Source organism: Thalassospira alkalitolerans (genome assembly GCF_002115745.1).
GTDB classification, from domain to species: domain Bacteria; phylum Pseudomonadota; class Alphaproteobacteria; order Rhodospirillales; family Thalassospiraceae; genus Thalassospira; species Thalassospira alkalitolerans.
Genome location: NZ_JFKB01000010.1, coordinates 72847 through 88345, shown reverse-complemented (window position 1 = coordinate 88345; position 15499 = coordinate 72847). Strand labels below are relative to the sequence as shown.

Sequence of the window (15499 nt, the reverse complement as noted above, 5' to 3'; positions counted from 1 at the left end):
GCATCATGCCCGCCGTTTGTCATTGGATCGCGTGGGGTCGCGATTTACGCGAAATCAAGTGCCCGGTCGCCGTTGGCATCTTTGATGCGGGTCGGAAGACCCATGCCGTTCAAAAGGTTCAGGAACGGTTTGGATGGCAAGTCTTCGACATTGGCCATCTTTTTAACATCCCATTCGCCAGTTGCGATCAACATGGCGGCCGCAACCGGCGGCACACCAGCGGTATAGGAAATGCCTTGGCTGCCGACTTCGTTATAGGCATCCTTGTGATCCGCAACGTTATAGATCAGGACCTCGGTTTCCTTGCCGTCCTTGGTGCCCTTGACCAAATCACCGATGCAGGTTTTGCCGGTGTAATTTGGTGCCAGCGAGCTTGGATCGGGCAGGCAGGCCTTTACGACCTTAAGCGGTACGACTTCAAGTCCCTCGGCCGTGGTGACGGGTTTTTCAGAAAGAAGGCCAATGCTGTTTAGAACCGTGAACACATTGACGTAGTGATCACCAAAGCCCATCCAGAAACGAACATTGGGCACATCAAGGTTCTGCGATAGAGAGTGAACCTCGTCATGGCCGGTCATGAAGGTCTGGCTTTCACCAACGACCGGCATGTCCCAGACTTTTTTGATCTCGAACATTTTGTTCGATTTCCATTCACTGTCTTGCCAGGAATAGACCGTGCCGGTGAATTCGCGGAAATTGATTTCCGGGTCGAAATTGGTGGCAAAATATTTGCCATGGCTACCGGCATTGATGTCGATGATGTCAATCGAGTCAATTTTGTCGAAATAGTCTTCGACGGCCAGCTTGGCATAGGCATTCACAACACCCGGATCAAAACCGATGCCAAGGATCGCGGTGATCCCGGCTTTTTCGCATTCTTCGCGGCGCTTCCACTCATAGTTCGCATACCATGGCGGCGTTTCGCAGATTTTATCCTGCTCTTCGTGGATGGCGGTATCAAGATAGGCGACACCGGTTTTGATACATGCCGACATAACCGGCATATTGACGAAGGGCGAACCAACATTAATGACGATTTCGCAACCGGTCTTTTTGATCAATGCAGCCGTGGCATCGACATCGGTCGCGTCAAGCGCGTGACCTTCAAGAATGCCTGGGTTTTTCAGGCTTTTCTTTTCATGGATGCTATTGATGATGTTTTGGCATTTTTCCGCCGTGCGCGACGCAATATGGATATCGCCAAGCACATCATTATGCTGTGCACATTTGTGCGCGACCACCTGTGCGACGCCACCTGCGCCGATAATCAGAACGTTCTTCTTCATCTCGGGCCAAAAACTCCCTTTTTTGAATAGATGAAACCCAAAGTGCCTTTGTTAGGAAAGGCTCGATACATAGTCGTCGAAAGTGAATTCACGAATAACGCGTTCGCTGCCGTCAAGTTCCTTGATCACAATGGACGGCATACCAACACCGTTAAACCAGTTCTTTTTGACCATGGTATATCCGGCCGCATCCTGGATCGAAATCCGGTCACCGACCTTGATCGCGTTCTCGAATGAAAACTCGCCAAAAACATCACCGGCAAGACAGGATTTGCCACAGATCATATAGGGATGATTGCCCGTGTTCGGTTCAATTTTTGCCGGTTCGCGATAAATCAGCAGATCAAGCATATGGGCTTCGATTGAGCTATCAACGATGGCAAGGTTTTTGCCATTGAACAGGGTATCAAGGACCGTAACCTCAAGCGTTGTGCTTTTGGTGATCGAGGCTTCGCCCGGTTCCAGATAAACCTGAACGCCATATTTTTCTGAAAATGCACGCAGGCGGGCACAGAATTTATCAATCGGATAGTTTTCGCCGGTGAAATGGATGCCGCCGCCCAGACTGACCCATTCAACACGCGATAGCAGCGATCTGAATTTGTCTTCGATATCGGTCAGCATTTTATCAAACAGGTCGAAATCGCTGTTTTCACAGTTATTGTGAATCATAAAGCCGGAAATGCGATCCATGACGGCTTCGACCTTGGCAACGTCCCATTCGCCAAGGCGTGAAAACGGGCGTGCCGGATCGGCCAGATCAAAGCTCGATGTCGAAACCTGTGGGTTAAGGCGAAGACCGCGCACAATGCCCGATGCGGCATCGGCAAAGCGGGTCAGCTGACTGATAGAATTGAAAATGATCTTGTCGGCGTTTTCGATGACTTCTTTGATTTCGTCATCGGAATAAGCGACGCTATAGGCATGGGTTTCCTTGCCGAATTTGGCGCGGCCAAGTTTCACTTCGTAAAGTGACGATGACGTCGTGCCATCCATATAGTCCGACATGAAATCAAAGACCGACCAGGTCGCAAAACATTTCAATGCCAGCAACGCCTTTGCGCCGGAATGTTCGCGCACATAGGCGATCTTTTCCATGTTGCGCAGAAGTTTCGATTTATCGATCAAATAATAGGGCGTATGCGCCATCGTGTTCTGGTTCCTTGACCAAGGGCCCTGTTTTCAGGGACCGAAAAGACAATGCGGAAAACGTCCGTTGACCGGTAAACATTCCCCGAAAATTCGGCGTTCAAGTCCGATTTTTGCCGACGTATTTAACACCATCGATGCAACGGTATTTGGTATCTTTATCGCATGCGCCGCGCCCCAATAGCAGCGAGGAACATTGTGGTCAACACTATGTCCATTTTACGCATGTTTATGTTGTTTGCGCGGCCGGTTGCGGCATGTCCGTATTAAGCCCCAAGTGCCGTTAATGACTTGATTCTATGTGGGTATCAACAGTCGTCAGTAACAGATTGCGGTTTCATGAAACTTGGGCCGCGTCAAAGTGTGTATCAACATCGCGCATGGAAGTGCTGATCAAGACATCAGGTAACAGTATCATTAAATGTCGGCTTTTGCATAATCGTACGACTTAAATGATGTGGTTCCCACGACTTGACCCTTGGCATGTGGTGACTAAGTTTTATAGTGAATTGCATTGTCCAAAGCGACAAATGAGGAGGCTTCCATGCCTGCACCCGTTCGTGTCGATCACTTGGCCTTTCCAACCCGCGACCTTGCGGCAACGGATGATTTTTATTCGCGCGTTTTGAAGGCCAGACTTGTCCACGCCGAAAGCGGTTACAGTCCATCCTGGAAAAGCGATTATCTGTTGATTACCTTTGCGCTGTCCGATGGGACGCGCCTGTCATTTTTTGACTGGCCTGCTGATACGGGGCCTTATCCTGATGCCTCTGATATGCCCGATGAGGTGTTTCATATCGGGTTGCGTTGTGATGCGCCGCGCGATGTCATTGCCTGGCAAAACCATTTGTTTCAGAACAAGGTCGTTTATCATAACGAGGATGATGGAACATCGCGCCGTCTGTTCATTCGTGATCCAAATGGTATTCGATTTGAAATATTCGCATCTGAAAAGCCCAAATCAAGCGATGATCATACAGACCGGGCCCGTGCAGTTTACGAGGAATGGAAAAAGATCGCCAACCGATGATTGCCGTTACGCAGGCTGTCCAAGGGGAATAGGGCCGGGGACAGGTTGTTGATAGTGTCAGGTTGGACAAGGGCCAGAGCTTTTTCGGACAATCAGTTCCGTCGGAACAATCACCGGATTTTCCGTCGGCACGGTCTGTGTCTCGGTTTTATCCAGCCCGGCGAGTAACAGGGATATTGCCTGTTCGCCAAGGCGGCGCTGGGGTTGGCGCACGGTGGTAAGGGGTGGGTCGTAATTGGCGGCTAGGTAAATGTCGTCAAATCCGACGACAGAAATATCTTCGGGCACGCGCAGGCCGATTTCCTTGGCTGCAACAATGACCCCGATGGCCATGCCGTCAGACGCACAGAAAAATGCGGTCGGGCGGTTTGGCGCATCGTTTAGCAAGGCTCTTGCGGCTTTGATGCCTGCTTCTATTGAAAAGTCTGCACCATAAACCAGCGAAGAATTGGTTTTTATGTTTGCTTCTGCGAGTGCGCGTTGATAGCCCGCGGCGCGATCTGTTGTCAGGATATTGCTGGCGGGGCCCGCAATATGGGCAATTCGTGTATGGCCGAATTCCCGCAGATGGCGGGTTGCAATATAGGCAGCTTTTTCGTTGTCGATAATGACAGTCGGTAAATTGCAGCCCGGAATGCGTTCGCAGGCAATGACGACCGGCGGTGTTATCCCGCGCGGTGTGTTGGCAAGTGGCGCGGGCAGGCGCCCATTCAGCAGGATCATCCCATCTGCCTGATTGCTGCGCAGATACGCGGCATAGGTTGCTTCGCGTTCGGGTTCGTTTTGGGTGTCGCCAATCAACACGTTGTATCCGGCTTTGCTGGCACCTTGTTCAATGCCCGATAGAATCGCCGAAAAGAAAGGGTTTCCGATGTCTGGCACCAGCAAAAGGATCATGCCAGACCGGTTCAGACGCAGATTTCGCGCCATGACATTGGCAGTGTAACCCGTCACGGCAATGGCGGTTTGTACTTTTTCACGCGTTTTTTCGGAAACGACTTGCGGTTTGTGCAATGCGCGGCTGACGGTGGCAATCGATACCCCGGCATGTTCGGCAACATCTTCAATCGTCGCGGTTTTTTCGATCATTGTTCTTCCTACTCTGCCGCTGATGGGCTGTCTAGCGGCATTGATGCCCCGCGATATCCGAATGAATTCCTATAACGGGTGGTGTGATTTTGGTCACCAGATTGTAAATGTAAAGGTTTACATAAATAATGAAAACGTTTACACAAAAGGCAATCAAAAGTTGATCGCATTAATGCGACGCGAGGGAGGTTACATTCATGACGGATACGGCTGGTGATGCCGTTGATCCCGGTATCGGGGGCGAATTGCGCCTTTCCGGGCGGAAGATTTGCAAATCTTTTGGGCCTGCCCAGGTGCTTTTTGATGTTTCCATCGATTTGCGAGCTGGTGAAGTCCATGCGCTTTTGGGGGAAAACGGCGCAGGTAAATCGACTTTGGTTAAAATCCTGTCGGGTTATCACCAACCGACCGAAGGTGAGCTTGTCCTTGATGGTGCCAATGTCAGTTTTGCTGATAGTGCGGTGGGCGAAGCCCATGGTGTAATCCTGATCCATCAGGAACTTAATCTGGCCGAGCAATTGACGGTCGAGGAAAACATCTTTTTGGGCCGCGAGATCAAGCGCGGCTGGTTCCTTGATAAAGTCGCAATGCGCGCTGAAGCCAAACGGTTGCTGAGCCAATTGCAATGCAACGTTGATCCCCGTGCGCGGATCCGTGATCTTGCGGTATCTGATCGCCAGATGGTCGAAATCGCCAAGGCGCTGAGCAAGAAGGCCGACATCCTGATCCTTGATGAACCAACAGCGGTTCTGACCGGGCGCGAGGTCGATATCCTGTTTGATCAGATCAGGCGCCTGCGCGAGCAGGGTGTTGCGATCCTTTATATTTCCCACAAGCTTGATGAAATCAAAGCCATTGCGGACCGGGTCACCGTGTTACGCGATGGCCGCCATATCATTACCGAGCCGGTTGCCGAACTGACAAAGGATGACATGGCGCGTTTGATGGTTGGGCGCGATATCACGCAAATGTTCCCGGATCGGGTTTCTGATACCAGTGCACCGATTGTTCTTTCGGTCCGCGATCTATCGCTTGCCGGTCAGGTGCGCGATGCGAGTTTTGATCTTCACAAGGGTGAAGTGCTTGGTTTCGCCGGGATCGTTGGTGCGGGGCGAACGGCATTGATGGAAGCGATCATTGGCCTGCGCGAAAAATCATCGGGTGTGATTGAGCGTAATGGCAAACCGGTCCGGATTTCCAGCCTGCAAGATGCCAAGGATTGTGGCATTGCCTATTTGACCAAGGACCGTAAAGGCAGCGGGTTGTTGCTGAATATGGATATGCGGCCAAACCTGACTTTGTTGGCGCTTGAAAAGTTCGGGCGTGTGATCCTTGATCGCAAAGCCGAAGAAGCCGCTCTTGAGCGGGCAATTGCCGCCTTTGATATCCGGGCGGCGGATCGCAAAGCCAAGGTTGGTGATTTTTCAGGTGGCAACCAGCAAAAGCTTTTGCTGGCCAAGGTCATGGAAACCGATCCCGATATTGTCATTATCGACGAGCCAACGCGCGGCATCGATATTGGCACAAAAAGCCAGATTTATCATTTTATCGGCGATCTGACCGATCGCGGAAAATCCGTCATTTTACTGTCGTCGGAAATGCCAGAAATGCTGGGTCTGTCGGATCGTATTGCGGTCATGGCGGCGGGGCGCATTACCGGCATTCTTGAAGGAAACGACCGCAACGAACATGAAATCATGCGGCATGCGACAGGAATTTCAGGCCAAGAGGGAGTGTCTGTTCATGAGCGGACTTGAACGTAGCGGGCAAAATGCATCGTCCCGTTTTTCAATCGATTTCAAGGCGCTTGGCCCGTTTCTGGCCCTTGTTCTGCTGTTTATTCTGGGGACTTCGATCAATGACGCATTCCTGAGCAGCGGCAACCTTTCCAACATTTTTACCCGCTCGGCCTTTATCGGCATCATTGCCGTAGGCGCAACATTCGTGATTACCGCTGGGGGAATTGATCTGTCGGTCGGATCGATGGCAGCCTTTATTTCCGGCGCGATGATTGTCGTGATGAACGGGTTGGTTGAAACTTTGGGGCCGGGGCTTGAAACCGTTTTGATCGGTGTCGTGCTCAGCATTGTTTTGGGTATTGGCGCCGGGGCGATTAATGGTCTGGTGAGTACAAAAGGCAAGATCGAAGCCTTTATTGTGACACTTGGTACCATGGGTATTTATCGCTCGCTTGTAACCTATATGGCCGATGGTGGGACGTTGTCGCTGGACTTCGAAATACGCGGGACGTATCGGCCGGTTTATTACGGGGATCTGCTTGGCATTCCGGTGCCGGTTCTGGTGTTTCTGGCGGTGGCGGTTGCCGGGTATGTTTTGCTGAATATGACGCCGTTCGGGCGCAAATGTTTTGCCATTGGTTCGAACGAACAGGTGGCGCGCTATTCCGCGATCCATGTCGACCGGGTCAAGACCATGACCTATGTCATTCAGGGGATTTGTGTCTCGGTTGCGACGATTATCTATGTGCCGCGTCTGGGGTCGGCATCGAGTTCAACCGGTGTTCTTTGGGAACTTGAAGCCATCGCAGCCGTGATTATCGGCGGCACCATGCTTAAGGGTGGTTACGGGCGGATATGGGGCACGGTGATCGGTGCGATTATGCTGACCACGATTGGCAATATTTTAAACCTTACCGATGCGATCAGTAATTACCTGAACGGGGCTGTTCAGGGGCTGATCATTATCGTTGCCGTTTTCCTGCAGCGCGGGGATTGGCGACGCAAGAAAAGCAAATAACCGGCGATCAACGTCCGGCTTAAAGATGACGAACAGAATCATTTTTTGATCAGGAGGAAGCTTAAATGAAAACGTTTACAAAGTTTCTCGGCGCGGCCTGTATTATGGGCCTTGGTCTGGCATCCGGTAGTGCAATGGCACAGGAAAAGATCAAAATCGGGGTTTCAATCCCGGCTGCGACCCATGGCTGGGCCGGTGGTTTGAACTATCACGCGGCCGAGGCTGAGAAACGGATCGAGGCAGCATATCCCAACATCGATGTGATCATTGCCACCGCCAAAGGTGCGACCGAACAGGCCAACGACCTTGAAGATCTGGTGTCGGTGCAAAATATCGATGCGCTGGTGGTTTTGCCGTTTGAATCCGATCCGCTGACCGTTCCGGTTCAGCAGGTCAAGCAAGCAGGCAAGTTCGTGACCGTGGTTGACCGTGGTCTTTCCCTGCCGGGGATCGAGGATGTCTATGTTGCGGGTAACAACCCGGAACTGGGCCGCGTTTCAGGTGAATACATCAAGAAGCGCCTTGATGGCAAAGGCAAGATTGTCATTCTACGCGGCATTCCAACCGTGGTGGATGAAGAGCGTGTTGAAGGTTTCCTGAAAGAAATAGAGGGATCGGATATCGAGGTCCTTGATATGAAGCACGCCAATTGGAATCGTGATGACGGTTATGAAGTCATGCAGGATTTCCTGTCACGCTTTCCGAAAATTGATGCGGTCTGGGCGCAGGATGACGATATTACGCTTGGCGTGATCGAAGCCATCAAACAGGCGGATCGTACCGATGAAATGTTCATCGTCGGCGGAGCTGGCATGAAGGACATCATCAAACGCGTGATGGATGGTGACAAGCTGACCCCGATTGATGTTCTGTATCCGCCATCAATGATTGCAACCGCGATGGATATCACGGTGTTGAAGTTCGTTTCCAATGGCGCGGTCGAAGGCCGTTATATTCTGGGCGCGACTGTCGTAACCGAGGAAAATGCCAAGAACTTCTATTTCCCGGATTCGCCGTTCTAAGCGGTTTGACGGATGTGTCTGGTGCCAAGTGCATCGACATACGTAAGTAACAGAGCCCCGCCGCGTCAGTCAGGCGAGGCGGGGCTTCTTATTTTATCGTGCATAATTTCCGAACCACCCGGAAAAACCATACGAGGCTGTAATGAGAACGCTTAAGGGACCGGCTATTTTTCTTGCCCAGTTTACCGGGGATGAGGCCCCGTTTGACAGCCTTTCCAATATCGGGCGTTGGGCGTCGTCGCTTGGATATAAAGGCGTACAGATCCCCAGTTGGGACAAACGCCTGTTCGATGTTGAAAAGGCGGCCGAAAGCAAGACGTATTGTGACGAGGTTAAAGGTATTCTGGGTGAATACGGGATCGAGATTACCGAGCTTTCCACCCATATTCAGGGGCAACTGGTTGCCGTTCATCCCGCCTATGATGAAATGTTTGATGGTTTTGCAGCCCCCGAGGTGCGTGGTAACCCGAAGGCACGACAGGAATGGGCGGTCAATCAGGTTAAGGCGGCGATCAAGGCATCGCGCCATTTGGGCATTTCCGATCATGCGACATTTTCCGGTGCGTTGGCATGGCCTTATGTTTATCCGTGGCCCCAACGTCCGGCGGGGTTGATTGAAACAGCCTTTGATGAGCTTGCCAAACGCTGGCTGCCGATCCTTGATGCGGCGGAAGAATCCGGTGTGAACCTGTGTTACGAAATTCATCCGGGCGAGGATTTGTTTGATGGCGTGACGTTCGAGATGTTCCTTGAACGGGTTCAAAATCACCCGCGTTGCAACATTCTTTATGACCCGAGCCACTTTGTCCTGCAGCAGCTTGATTACCTTGATTTCATCGATATTTATGCCGACCGGATCAAGATGTTCCACGTTAAGGATGCGGAATTCAATCCGACCGGGCGACAGGGCATTTATTCCGGATATCAGAGCTGGGCCGGGCGGGCAGGGCGGTTCCGTTCGCTTGGAGACGGGCAGGTGGACTTTGGCGCGATTTTTTCCAAGCTTGCGGCAATTGATTTTGATGGTTGGGCTGTGCTGGAATGGGAATGCGCGTTGAAACATCCCGAAGACGGCGCACGTGAAGGTGCGGATTTTATTCGCGATCACATTATTCGTGTTACTGAAAAGGCATTTGATGATTTCGCCGATGGTGGCACGGATGAGGCCACCAACCGGCGTTTGCTGGGCCTTGATTAAGGTCTACATCGGATGCAGGGCGAACCAGACAGGACGGAGACGAAAATGAGCGAGACGAATAAACCGGCACGGCGCATCCGCCTAGGCATGGTTGGCGGCGGGCAAGGGGCGTTTATCGGAGCGGTACATCGCATTGCGGCGCGGCTTGATGACCGCTACGAACTGGTGGCGGGTGCTCTGTCATCCAAGCCCGATGTGGCGCGTGCTTCAGCTGCCGAACTGTTTATTGCGCCGGACCGGTCCTATGACAGTTTTGCAGAGATGGCCAAACAAGAAGCCGCCCGCGAAGATGGCATTGATGTCTGTGCGATTGTGACACCAAATCATCTGCATTTTCCCGCCGCCATGGCGATGCTTGATGCCGGTATTCATGTGATTTGTGACAAACCGCTTTGTTTGAATGTCGAAGAAGCCGAATTGTTGGCGGACAAGGTGCGTGAAACCGGACTTTTGTTTGCCTTGACGCATAATTACACCGCATATCCGATGGTGCGCGAAGCCCGCCAATTGGTGCGCGATGGCAAACTGGGCGATATTCGTCTGGTGCAGGTCGAATATCCGCAGGGCTGGATGGCGACACGTGTCGAAGATACCGATAACAAGCAGGCCCATTGGCGCGCCGATCCGGCCAAGGCTGGTATGGGCGGGGCGCTGGGGGATATCGGCACACATGCCCATAACCTTGCCAATTTTGTCAGTGGGCTTGAAATATCGGAATTATGTGCTGATATCGACGCCATTGTGCCGGGCCGCAAGCTTGACGATAACGTCAATATTCTGCTGCGTTATGAAAACGGTGCGCGTGGCATGTTGTGGGCCAGTCAGATTGCCGTCGGTCATGAAAATGGCCTGCGATTGCGGGTTTATGGCGATAAGGGCGGGATTGAATGGGCGCAGGAACATCCCAACCATCTGCATTTCCGCCCCCTTGACGGTCGGCCGGAATTGATGACGCGCGGCGGGGCCGGTATTGGAACGGCGGGGCTGCACGGTGTGCGCGTGCCGCCGGGCCATCCCGAAGGTTACCTTGAAGGCTTTGCCAATCTCTATACCGATTTTGCTGATCAATTGATTGCACGTATTACCAATACCACGGCAGATCCGGCATCAATGCTGATCCCGGGGATCGATGAAGGTGTCAAAGGCATGAAGTTTGTCGAGGCCGTCGTCCGTTCCAGCCAGCGCGGTGCTGTCTGGGTCAGCATCTAGGTTTCTGCTCGCGGGCAGAAACAGTCGGCGGCATGCATCGAAACATCAAAAGAAAAGACGGGCGGCGATCCTTGTGATCGGCCGCCTGTTTTTGTTGCCTGCCGGTTGCCGTTACGGAAACGGGGGCTTCGGGGTTTTGTGTGCGATGTGTTGTTTTCTGGTATTCCATCTGGTGGAAAAAACATCCCTGCTGGGTTGATCGCCTATTGTTGTTTATGTCGCAAAGGTGTTTCATAAAAAAATAAAGAAAACTGCAAATCATGCAGAAGACAGGGAGTAGGCGATGGCAGGCAAGCCAGTACTACTGATTACCCGGCGTTTGACCGATGTTGTTCAAGCGCGGGCTGCGCGTGACTATCAGGTGATCCTCAATGAAGAGGATCGCGTCTTTTCGCATGATGAATTGATTGCGCGCTGTCAGGATGTTGACGCCGTTCTTCCCTGTCATTCCGAACATTTCAGTGCTGATGTTATTGCAGCCCTTGGTGACCGGTTGCGGATCATTGCCAATCATTCGGTTGGCGTTGATCACGTTGATCTGAATGCTGCCAAAAAAGCCGGGATCGTTGTTACCAATACTCCTGATGTGTTGTCGGATGCCACGGCTGAAATCGCCATGTTGTGCATGTTGGGTGCGGCACGTTACGGGGCCAAAGGTGATGCCATGGTCCGGGCCGGAAAATGGGATTTCTGGTCACCGGCCTTTATGGTTGGTCGTCAGGTGACGGGCAAACGGTTCGGTGTTTTGGGAATGGGGCGTGTCGGACAGGTGGCCGCAGACCGCGCGCGCGGTTTTGGCATGACTGTCCATTATCACAATCGGACCCGGTTACCTGATCATCTGGAAAAGGGTGCGGTGTTTCACGATACGGTCGAGGGGCTTTTGGCGGTTTCCGATGTGTTGTCGCTACATTGCCCTGCAACAGCGGCAACGACTGGTATTATCAATGAAAAGACGATTGCGCTGCTGCCGGATCGCGCCATTTTGGTCAATACCGCGCGCGGAAATCTGGTTGATGAGCCAGCATTGATTGCAGCCCTTAGACAGGGGAAACTGTTTGCTGCGGGGTTGGATGTTTTCTGCACTGAGCCGGGCGGGAATCCCGATTTGGCGGCATTGGAAAATGTTTTTCTATTGCCTCATATCGGTTCAGCAACCGAGGAAACGCGCGATGCCATGGGGTTTCGGGCGCTTGATAATCTTGATGCCTTGTTTTCCGGCGGTGAACCGCAGGATCGTGTGGCCTAAGGGCTGCACCAATAAAAATTATAATAATAATTTACGATTTATCGACGTCCCAAAAGAACAACCAAAAGAAGTTTTCCACATGGTGGAAGATACAATAATCGATGTTTCTTGTATTGGGTCAGGGGCTATGTAAGGCTGAAAATCATCGCCTATTTTCCGCCAAAAAGTTGTCGGTTTCGGCGATAATTCTGGGAGGAAGTAATGAAAAAGATATCTACGCCTGAAGACGTGACGTCCAAGCAAGTGTCCCGCCGTTCGTTCCTTACCAAAGGTGCGACTGGTGTTGTCGCCGGTGGTGCTGCTGCCGCGGCCTCTGGCTTGTTTGCGGCACCTGCTGTTCATGCACAGCCCGCACCGATGGTGCTGAAAATGCAGACATCCTGGCCGTCATCCGACATTTGGATGACGTTTGCCAAGCAATATGTTGATCGTGTCGAAGCCATGTCTGGTGGTCGTCTGAAAATCGACCTTCTGCCAGCCGGTGCAGTTGTTGCTGCATTCCAGGTTCTGGATGGCGTGAATGATGGCATTATCGATATTGCCCATTCTGTGCCGGTTTACTGGTATGGCAAGAACAAGGCTGCGTCACTGTTCGGTACCGGACCGGTGTTTGGCGGTTCTGCAACCACCATGCTGAGCTGGTTCTATGCCGGTGGCGGTGAAGAATTCTATCGCGAACTGACACAGGACGTGATGGGACTTGATGTTGTCGGGCTTCTTGGCTTCCCGATGCCTGCACAGCCGTTCGGCTGGTTCAAGCAAACCATTGGCAGTGTTGCCGATATTCAGGGCTTCAAATACCGTACGGTTGGCCTTGCTGCGGACTTGTTGCAATCAATGGGTATGTCGGTTGCACAGCTTCCGGGCGGTGAAATCGTTCCGGCGATGGAACGCGGCGTGATTGACGCGTTCGAATTCAACAATCCGTCATCGGATATGCGTTTCGGCGCACAGGATGTCGCGAAAAACTACTATCTGTCGTCTTATCATCAGGCGTCGGAAAGCTTTGAATTCCTGTTTAACCGCGCGATGCTGGAAGATCTTGATCCTGATCTTCAGGCAATCCTGCGTCACGGGGTTGAGGCCGCATCGACATCGAACACGGCACTGGCGATGGATAACTATTCGTCCGATCTGCAGAAACTTAAGGACGAAGGTGTTGCGGTTCACCGCACACCGAAGGAAATCCTGGCAGCTCAGCTTGACGCTTGGGACAAACTCATTCCGGTTCTTGAAGAAGATCCATTCATGAAAAGGGTTCTTGATAGTCAGCGTGCCTGGGTTGAGCGCGTCACCTATTATGAAATCATGAATTCGCCGGATTATGAGCTGGCCTATGACCACTACTTCCCGGGCAAACTGAAACTGTAATGAAACCCGGTGGTTTCATTCTGTTTGTCTGACGCAAAGGCCACCCCGGTGCCATTCTACGGTTTCCGGGGTGGTTGCTACGATAACGGAAAAGACTTCATGATCAGTTTTATCGAATTCGCAGATAAGCTTTCGGCATGGTTTGGCAAGGCTTTTGGCTGGCTCATTATTTTAATGACGCTGGGGATGAGCTATGAGGTTTTGGCGCGTTATGTTTTCAACGCACCGACGACCTGGTCGCTGGATGTTTCCTTTATCATGTATGGCTCGCTGTTCATGATGGGCGGGGCCTATACGCTTTCGCGTGGTGGCCATGTTCGGGGCGATTTCCTTTACCGTCTGTGGAAGCCAAAGACGCAGGCAAGTGTTGACCTTGTGCTTTACATCTTCTTTTTCTTCCCTGGCGTTACGGCCCTGATTCTGTCGGGCTGGAAATATTCGGTGCGCTCCTGGGGATACGGCGAGGTCAGTGTGAACAGCCCGGCGGGCGTTCCGATTTTCCAGTTCAAGACCATCATGGTCGCGGCCGGTATCTTGCTGTTTGTTCAGGGTATTGCCCAAATCATGCGCTGTATCATGTGTATCCGCGAAGGATATTGGCGTGGTGCCGATGACGACATCGAAGAAACTGAAGAATTGCTGATGAAGCAGCATGTCGCAAAAGACAACTAACCAATTCGAAACACGCGATAACCGGTCCTGAACGGAGCTGCAAACGTGATTGACGCACATGTCGCCCTAATGATGCTTGGCATCTTTATTATGCTTGTTTTCCTTGGCTTTCCCGTTGCGTTTACGCTGATGGCGCTGGGGATTGGTTTTGGTTATTACGCGTATTTTGACGCGGGGCGCATGTGGCGTGCCTTTAACCGGCTGGCCGAAGATAGCGATAGTTTGACATCGGCCATGACCTGGGTCGAAGGCGCGTTTAACAACCGCATATTCGATCTGTTTGTTAACCAGACATATACTGTGATGTCGAACGAGGTGCTGACCGCCGTTCCGCTGTTCCTGTTCATGGGGTACATCGTTGAACGTGCCAATATCGTCAACCGCCTGTTTTCCACACTGAATGTCGCGGCGAAAAACGTTCCGGGGTCGCTTGGTGTTGCCGCGTTGGTAACCTGTGCCTTGTTTGCAACGGCAACCGGGATTGTCGGTGCGGTCGTGACCCTGATGGGGATGCTGGCGCTGCCTGCGATGCTTAAGGCGCGTTACGATAAAAGCTTTGCTGCCGGGATTATCTGTGCCGGCGGGACGTTGGGCATTTTGATCCCGCCATCGATCATGTTGATTGTTTATGCGGCGGCCTCGGGCGTATCGATTGTACGTCTTTATGCTGGCGCACTTTTGCCGGGGCTGACACTGGTCGGGTTGTATCTGCTTTATGTCGTCGGGCGCGCAATGTTGCAGCCCAAATCCGCACCACGCCCAACATCTGATGAAATTCCTGATGTTGCCCTGCCCAAGGTTCTTTGGCTTTTGGCGACGTCTTTCTTCCCGTTGGCTTTCCTGATCCTTGCTGTTCTGGGATCGATCCTGTTTGGGTTGGCAACCCCGACCGAGGCGGCATCAATCGGTGCGCTTGGCGGGATGGTTTTGGCCGCGGCCTATCGGGCGCTGACCTTTGACCGGTTGCGGGAATCTGTTTATCTGACAGTGCGGACATCAGCGATGGTCTGCTGGTTGTTTGTCGGGTCTTATACCTTCTCGTCGGTGTTCTCGTATCTTGGCGGCGAACATGTCATTGCCGAGTTTGTCGGCGGGCTGGACCTGACTCCGTTGCAGTTCCTGTTGTTGGCACAGTTGATCATCTTCCTGCTGGGTTGGCCGCTGGAATGGTCGGAAATCATTATTATCTTTGTGCCGATCTTCCTGCCGTTGCTGCCTCTGTTTGGCATCGATCCTTTGTTCTTCGGTATTCTTGTCGCACTTAATCTGCAGACATCGTTCCTGACTCCGCCAATGGCGATGTCGGCCTATTATCTTAAGGGGGTTGCGCCCCCGGGGCTCCTTCTGACCGACATATTCAAGGGAATTCTACCGTTCCTGCTTATGGTGGTTGTCAGCATGGTGTTGATGTATTCCTTCCCGCAGATCGTGTTCCATCTGCCTGATCTGTTTTATGGTGCGCGTTAG

At 52.2% G+C, this 15499-nt stretch carries 13 protein-coding genes; 10 read left to right on the top strand and 3 right to left on the bottom strand.

The window, feature by feature from the left end; all coding sequences use genetic code 11:
- Nucleotides 1–44 precede the first annotated feature (44 nt).
- Both TALK_RS15015 and nspC read right to left on the bottom strand, forming a co-directional pair.
- The gene (locus TALK_RS15015; protein WP_085619960.1) at nucleotides 45–1286 is read right to left on the bottom strand and encodes a saccharopine dehydrogenase family protein; all 1242 of its coding nucleotides are present in this window, start codon (nucleotides 1284–1286) and stop codon (nucleotides 45–47) included.
- Nucleotides 1287–1337: 51 nt separating this feature from the next.
- Nucleotides 1338–2435 (bottom strand): carboxynorspermidine decarboxylase, encoded by a 1098-nt coding sequence (nspC, locus tag TALK_RS15010; protein WP_085619959.1) that lies wholly within the window; start codon nucleotides 2433–2435, stop codon nucleotides 1338–1340.
- 544 nt (nucleotides 2436–2979) lie between these two features.
- Between nspC and TALK_RS15005 the strand changes: the two genes are divergently transcribed.
- The gene (locus tag TALK_RS15005) at nucleotides 2980–3465 is read left to right on the top strand and encodes a VOC family protein (RefSeq protein ID WP_085619958.1); all 486 of its coding nucleotides are present in this window, start codon (nucleotides 2980–2982) and stop codon (nucleotides 3463–3465) included.
- A 57-nt stretch (nucleotides 3466–3522) separates the two neighbouring features.
- Here TALK_RS15005 and TALK_RS15000 read toward each other — a convergent pair whose 3' ends face one another.
- On the bottom strand, nucleotides 3523–4554 hold the full coding sequence (locus TALK_RS15000; RefSeq protein ID WP_085619957.1) for a LacI family DNA-binding transcriptional regulator: 1032 nt from the start codon (nucleotides 4552–4554) through the stop codon (nucleotides 3523–3525).
- A gap of 197 nt (nucleotides 4555–4751) precedes the next feature.
- Here TALK_RS15000 and TALK_RS14995 point away from each other — a divergent pair, with 197 nt between their 5' ends.
- The 9 genes from TALK_RS14995 (at nucleotide 4752) to TALK_RS14955 (ending at nucleotide 15499) form a co-directional block, all read left to right on the top strand.
- Nucleotides 4752–6311, top strand: a complete 1560-nt coding sequence (locus TALK_RS14995; RefSeq protein ID WP_085619956.1) for a sugar ABC transporter ATP-binding protein — start codon at nucleotides 4752–4754, stop codon at nucleotides 6309–6311.
- On the top strand, nucleotides 6298–7311 hold the full coding sequence (locus TALK_RS14990; RefSeq protein WP_085619955.1) for an ABC transporter permease: 1014 nt from the start codon (nucleotides 6298–6300) through the stop codon (nucleotides 7309–7311). Before TALK_RS14995 ends, TALK_RS14990 begins: the two co-directional genes overlap by 14 nt.
- Before the next feature lie 65 nt (nucleotides 7312–7376).
- Nucleotides 7377–8333 (top strand): ABC transporter substrate-binding protein, encoded by a 957-nt coding sequence (locus TALK_RS14985; RefSeq protein WP_085619954.1) that lies wholly within the window; start codon nucleotides 7377–7379, stop codon nucleotides 8331–8333.
- Nucleotides 8334–8475: 142 nt separating this feature from the next.
- A complete protein-coding gene (locus TALK_RS14980) occupies nucleotides 8476–9531 on the top strand; it encodes a sugar phosphate isomerase/epimerase family protein (RefSeq protein ID WP_085619953.1) in 1056 nt (351 codons plus the stop codon).
- A gap of 45 nt (nucleotides 9532–9576) precedes the next feature.
- Nucleotides 9577–10740, top strand: a complete 1164-nt coding sequence (locus TALK_RS14975; protein WP_139833850.1) for a Gfo/Idh/MocA family protein — start codon at nucleotides 9577–9579, stop codon at nucleotides 10738–10740.
- A gap of 283 nt (nucleotides 10741–11023) precedes the next feature.
- Complete coding sequence (locus tag TALK_RS14970) at nucleotides 11024–11989, top strand: 2-hydroxyacid dehydrogenase (RefSeq protein WP_085619951.1); 966 nt, start codon at nucleotides 11024–11026, stop codon at nucleotides 11987–11989.
- Nucleotides 11990–12190: 201 nt separating this feature from the next.
- On the top strand, nucleotides 12191–13360 hold the full coding sequence (locus TALK_RS14965) for a TRAP transporter substrate-binding protein (RefSeq protein ID WP_139833849.1): 1170 nt from the start codon (nucleotides 12191–12193) through the stop codon (nucleotides 13358–13360).
- Between the two features lie 99 nt (nucleotides 13361–13459).
- Nucleotides 13460–14032, top strand: a complete 573-nt coding sequence (locus tag TALK_RS14960) for a TRAP transporter small permease subunit (protein ID WP_085619950.1) — start codon at nucleotides 13460–13462, stop codon at nucleotides 14030–14032.
- Between the two features lie 45 nt (nucleotides 14033–14077).
- Nucleotides 14078–15499, top strand: coding sequence for a TRAP transporter large permease (locus TALK_RS14955; RefSeq protein ID WP_085619949.1), 1422 nt, complete (start codon nucleotides 14078–14080; stop codon nucleotides 15497–15499).

Coding starts and splice junctions, on each gene's coding strand:
- TALK_RS15015 (WP_085619960.1), bottom strand. CDS start 1,286: ATGAAGAAGAACGTTCTGATTATCGGCGCAGGTGGCGTCGCACAGGTG.
- nspC (WP_085619959.1), bottom strand. CDS start 2,435: ATGGCGCATACGCCCTATTATTTGATCGATAAATCGAAACTTCTGCGC.
- TALK_RS15005 (WP_085619958.1), top strand. CDS start 2,980: ATGCCTGCACCCGTTCGTGTCGATCACTTGGCCTTTCCAACCCGCGAC.
- TALK_RS15000 (WP_085619957.1), bottom strand. CDS start 4,554: ATGATCGAAAAAACCGCGACGATTGAAGATGTTGCCGAACATGCCGGG.
- TALK_RS14995 (WP_085619956.1), top strand. CDS start 4,752: ATGACGGATACGGCTGGTGATGCCGTTGATCCCGGTATCGGGGGCGAA.
- TALK_RS14990 (WP_085619955.1), top strand. CDS start 6,298: ATGAGCGGACTTGAACGTAGCGGGCAAAATGCATCGTCCCGTTTTTCA.
- TALK_RS14985 (WP_085619954.1), top strand. CDS start 7,377: ATGAAAACGTTTACAAAGTTTCTCGGCGCGGCCTGTATTATGGGCCTT.
- TALK_RS14980 (WP_085619953.1), top strand. CDS start 8,476: ATGAGAACGCTTAAGGGACCGGCTATTTTTCTTGCCCAGTTTACCGGG.
- TALK_RS14975 (WP_139833850.1), top strand. CDS start 9,577: ATGAGCGAGACGAATAAACCGGCACGGCGCATCCGCCTAGGCATGGTT.
- TALK_RS14970 (WP_085619951.1), top strand. CDS start 11,024: ATGGCAGGCAAGCCAGTACTACTGATTACCCGGCGTTTGACCGATGTT.
- TALK_RS14965 (WP_139833849.1), top strand. CDS start 12,191: ATGAAAAAGATATCTACGCCTGAAGACGTGACGTCCAAGCAAGTGTCC.
- TALK_RS14960 (WP_085619950.1), top strand. CDS start 13,460: ATGATCAGTTTTATCGAATTCGCAGATAAGCTTTCGGCATGGTTTGGC.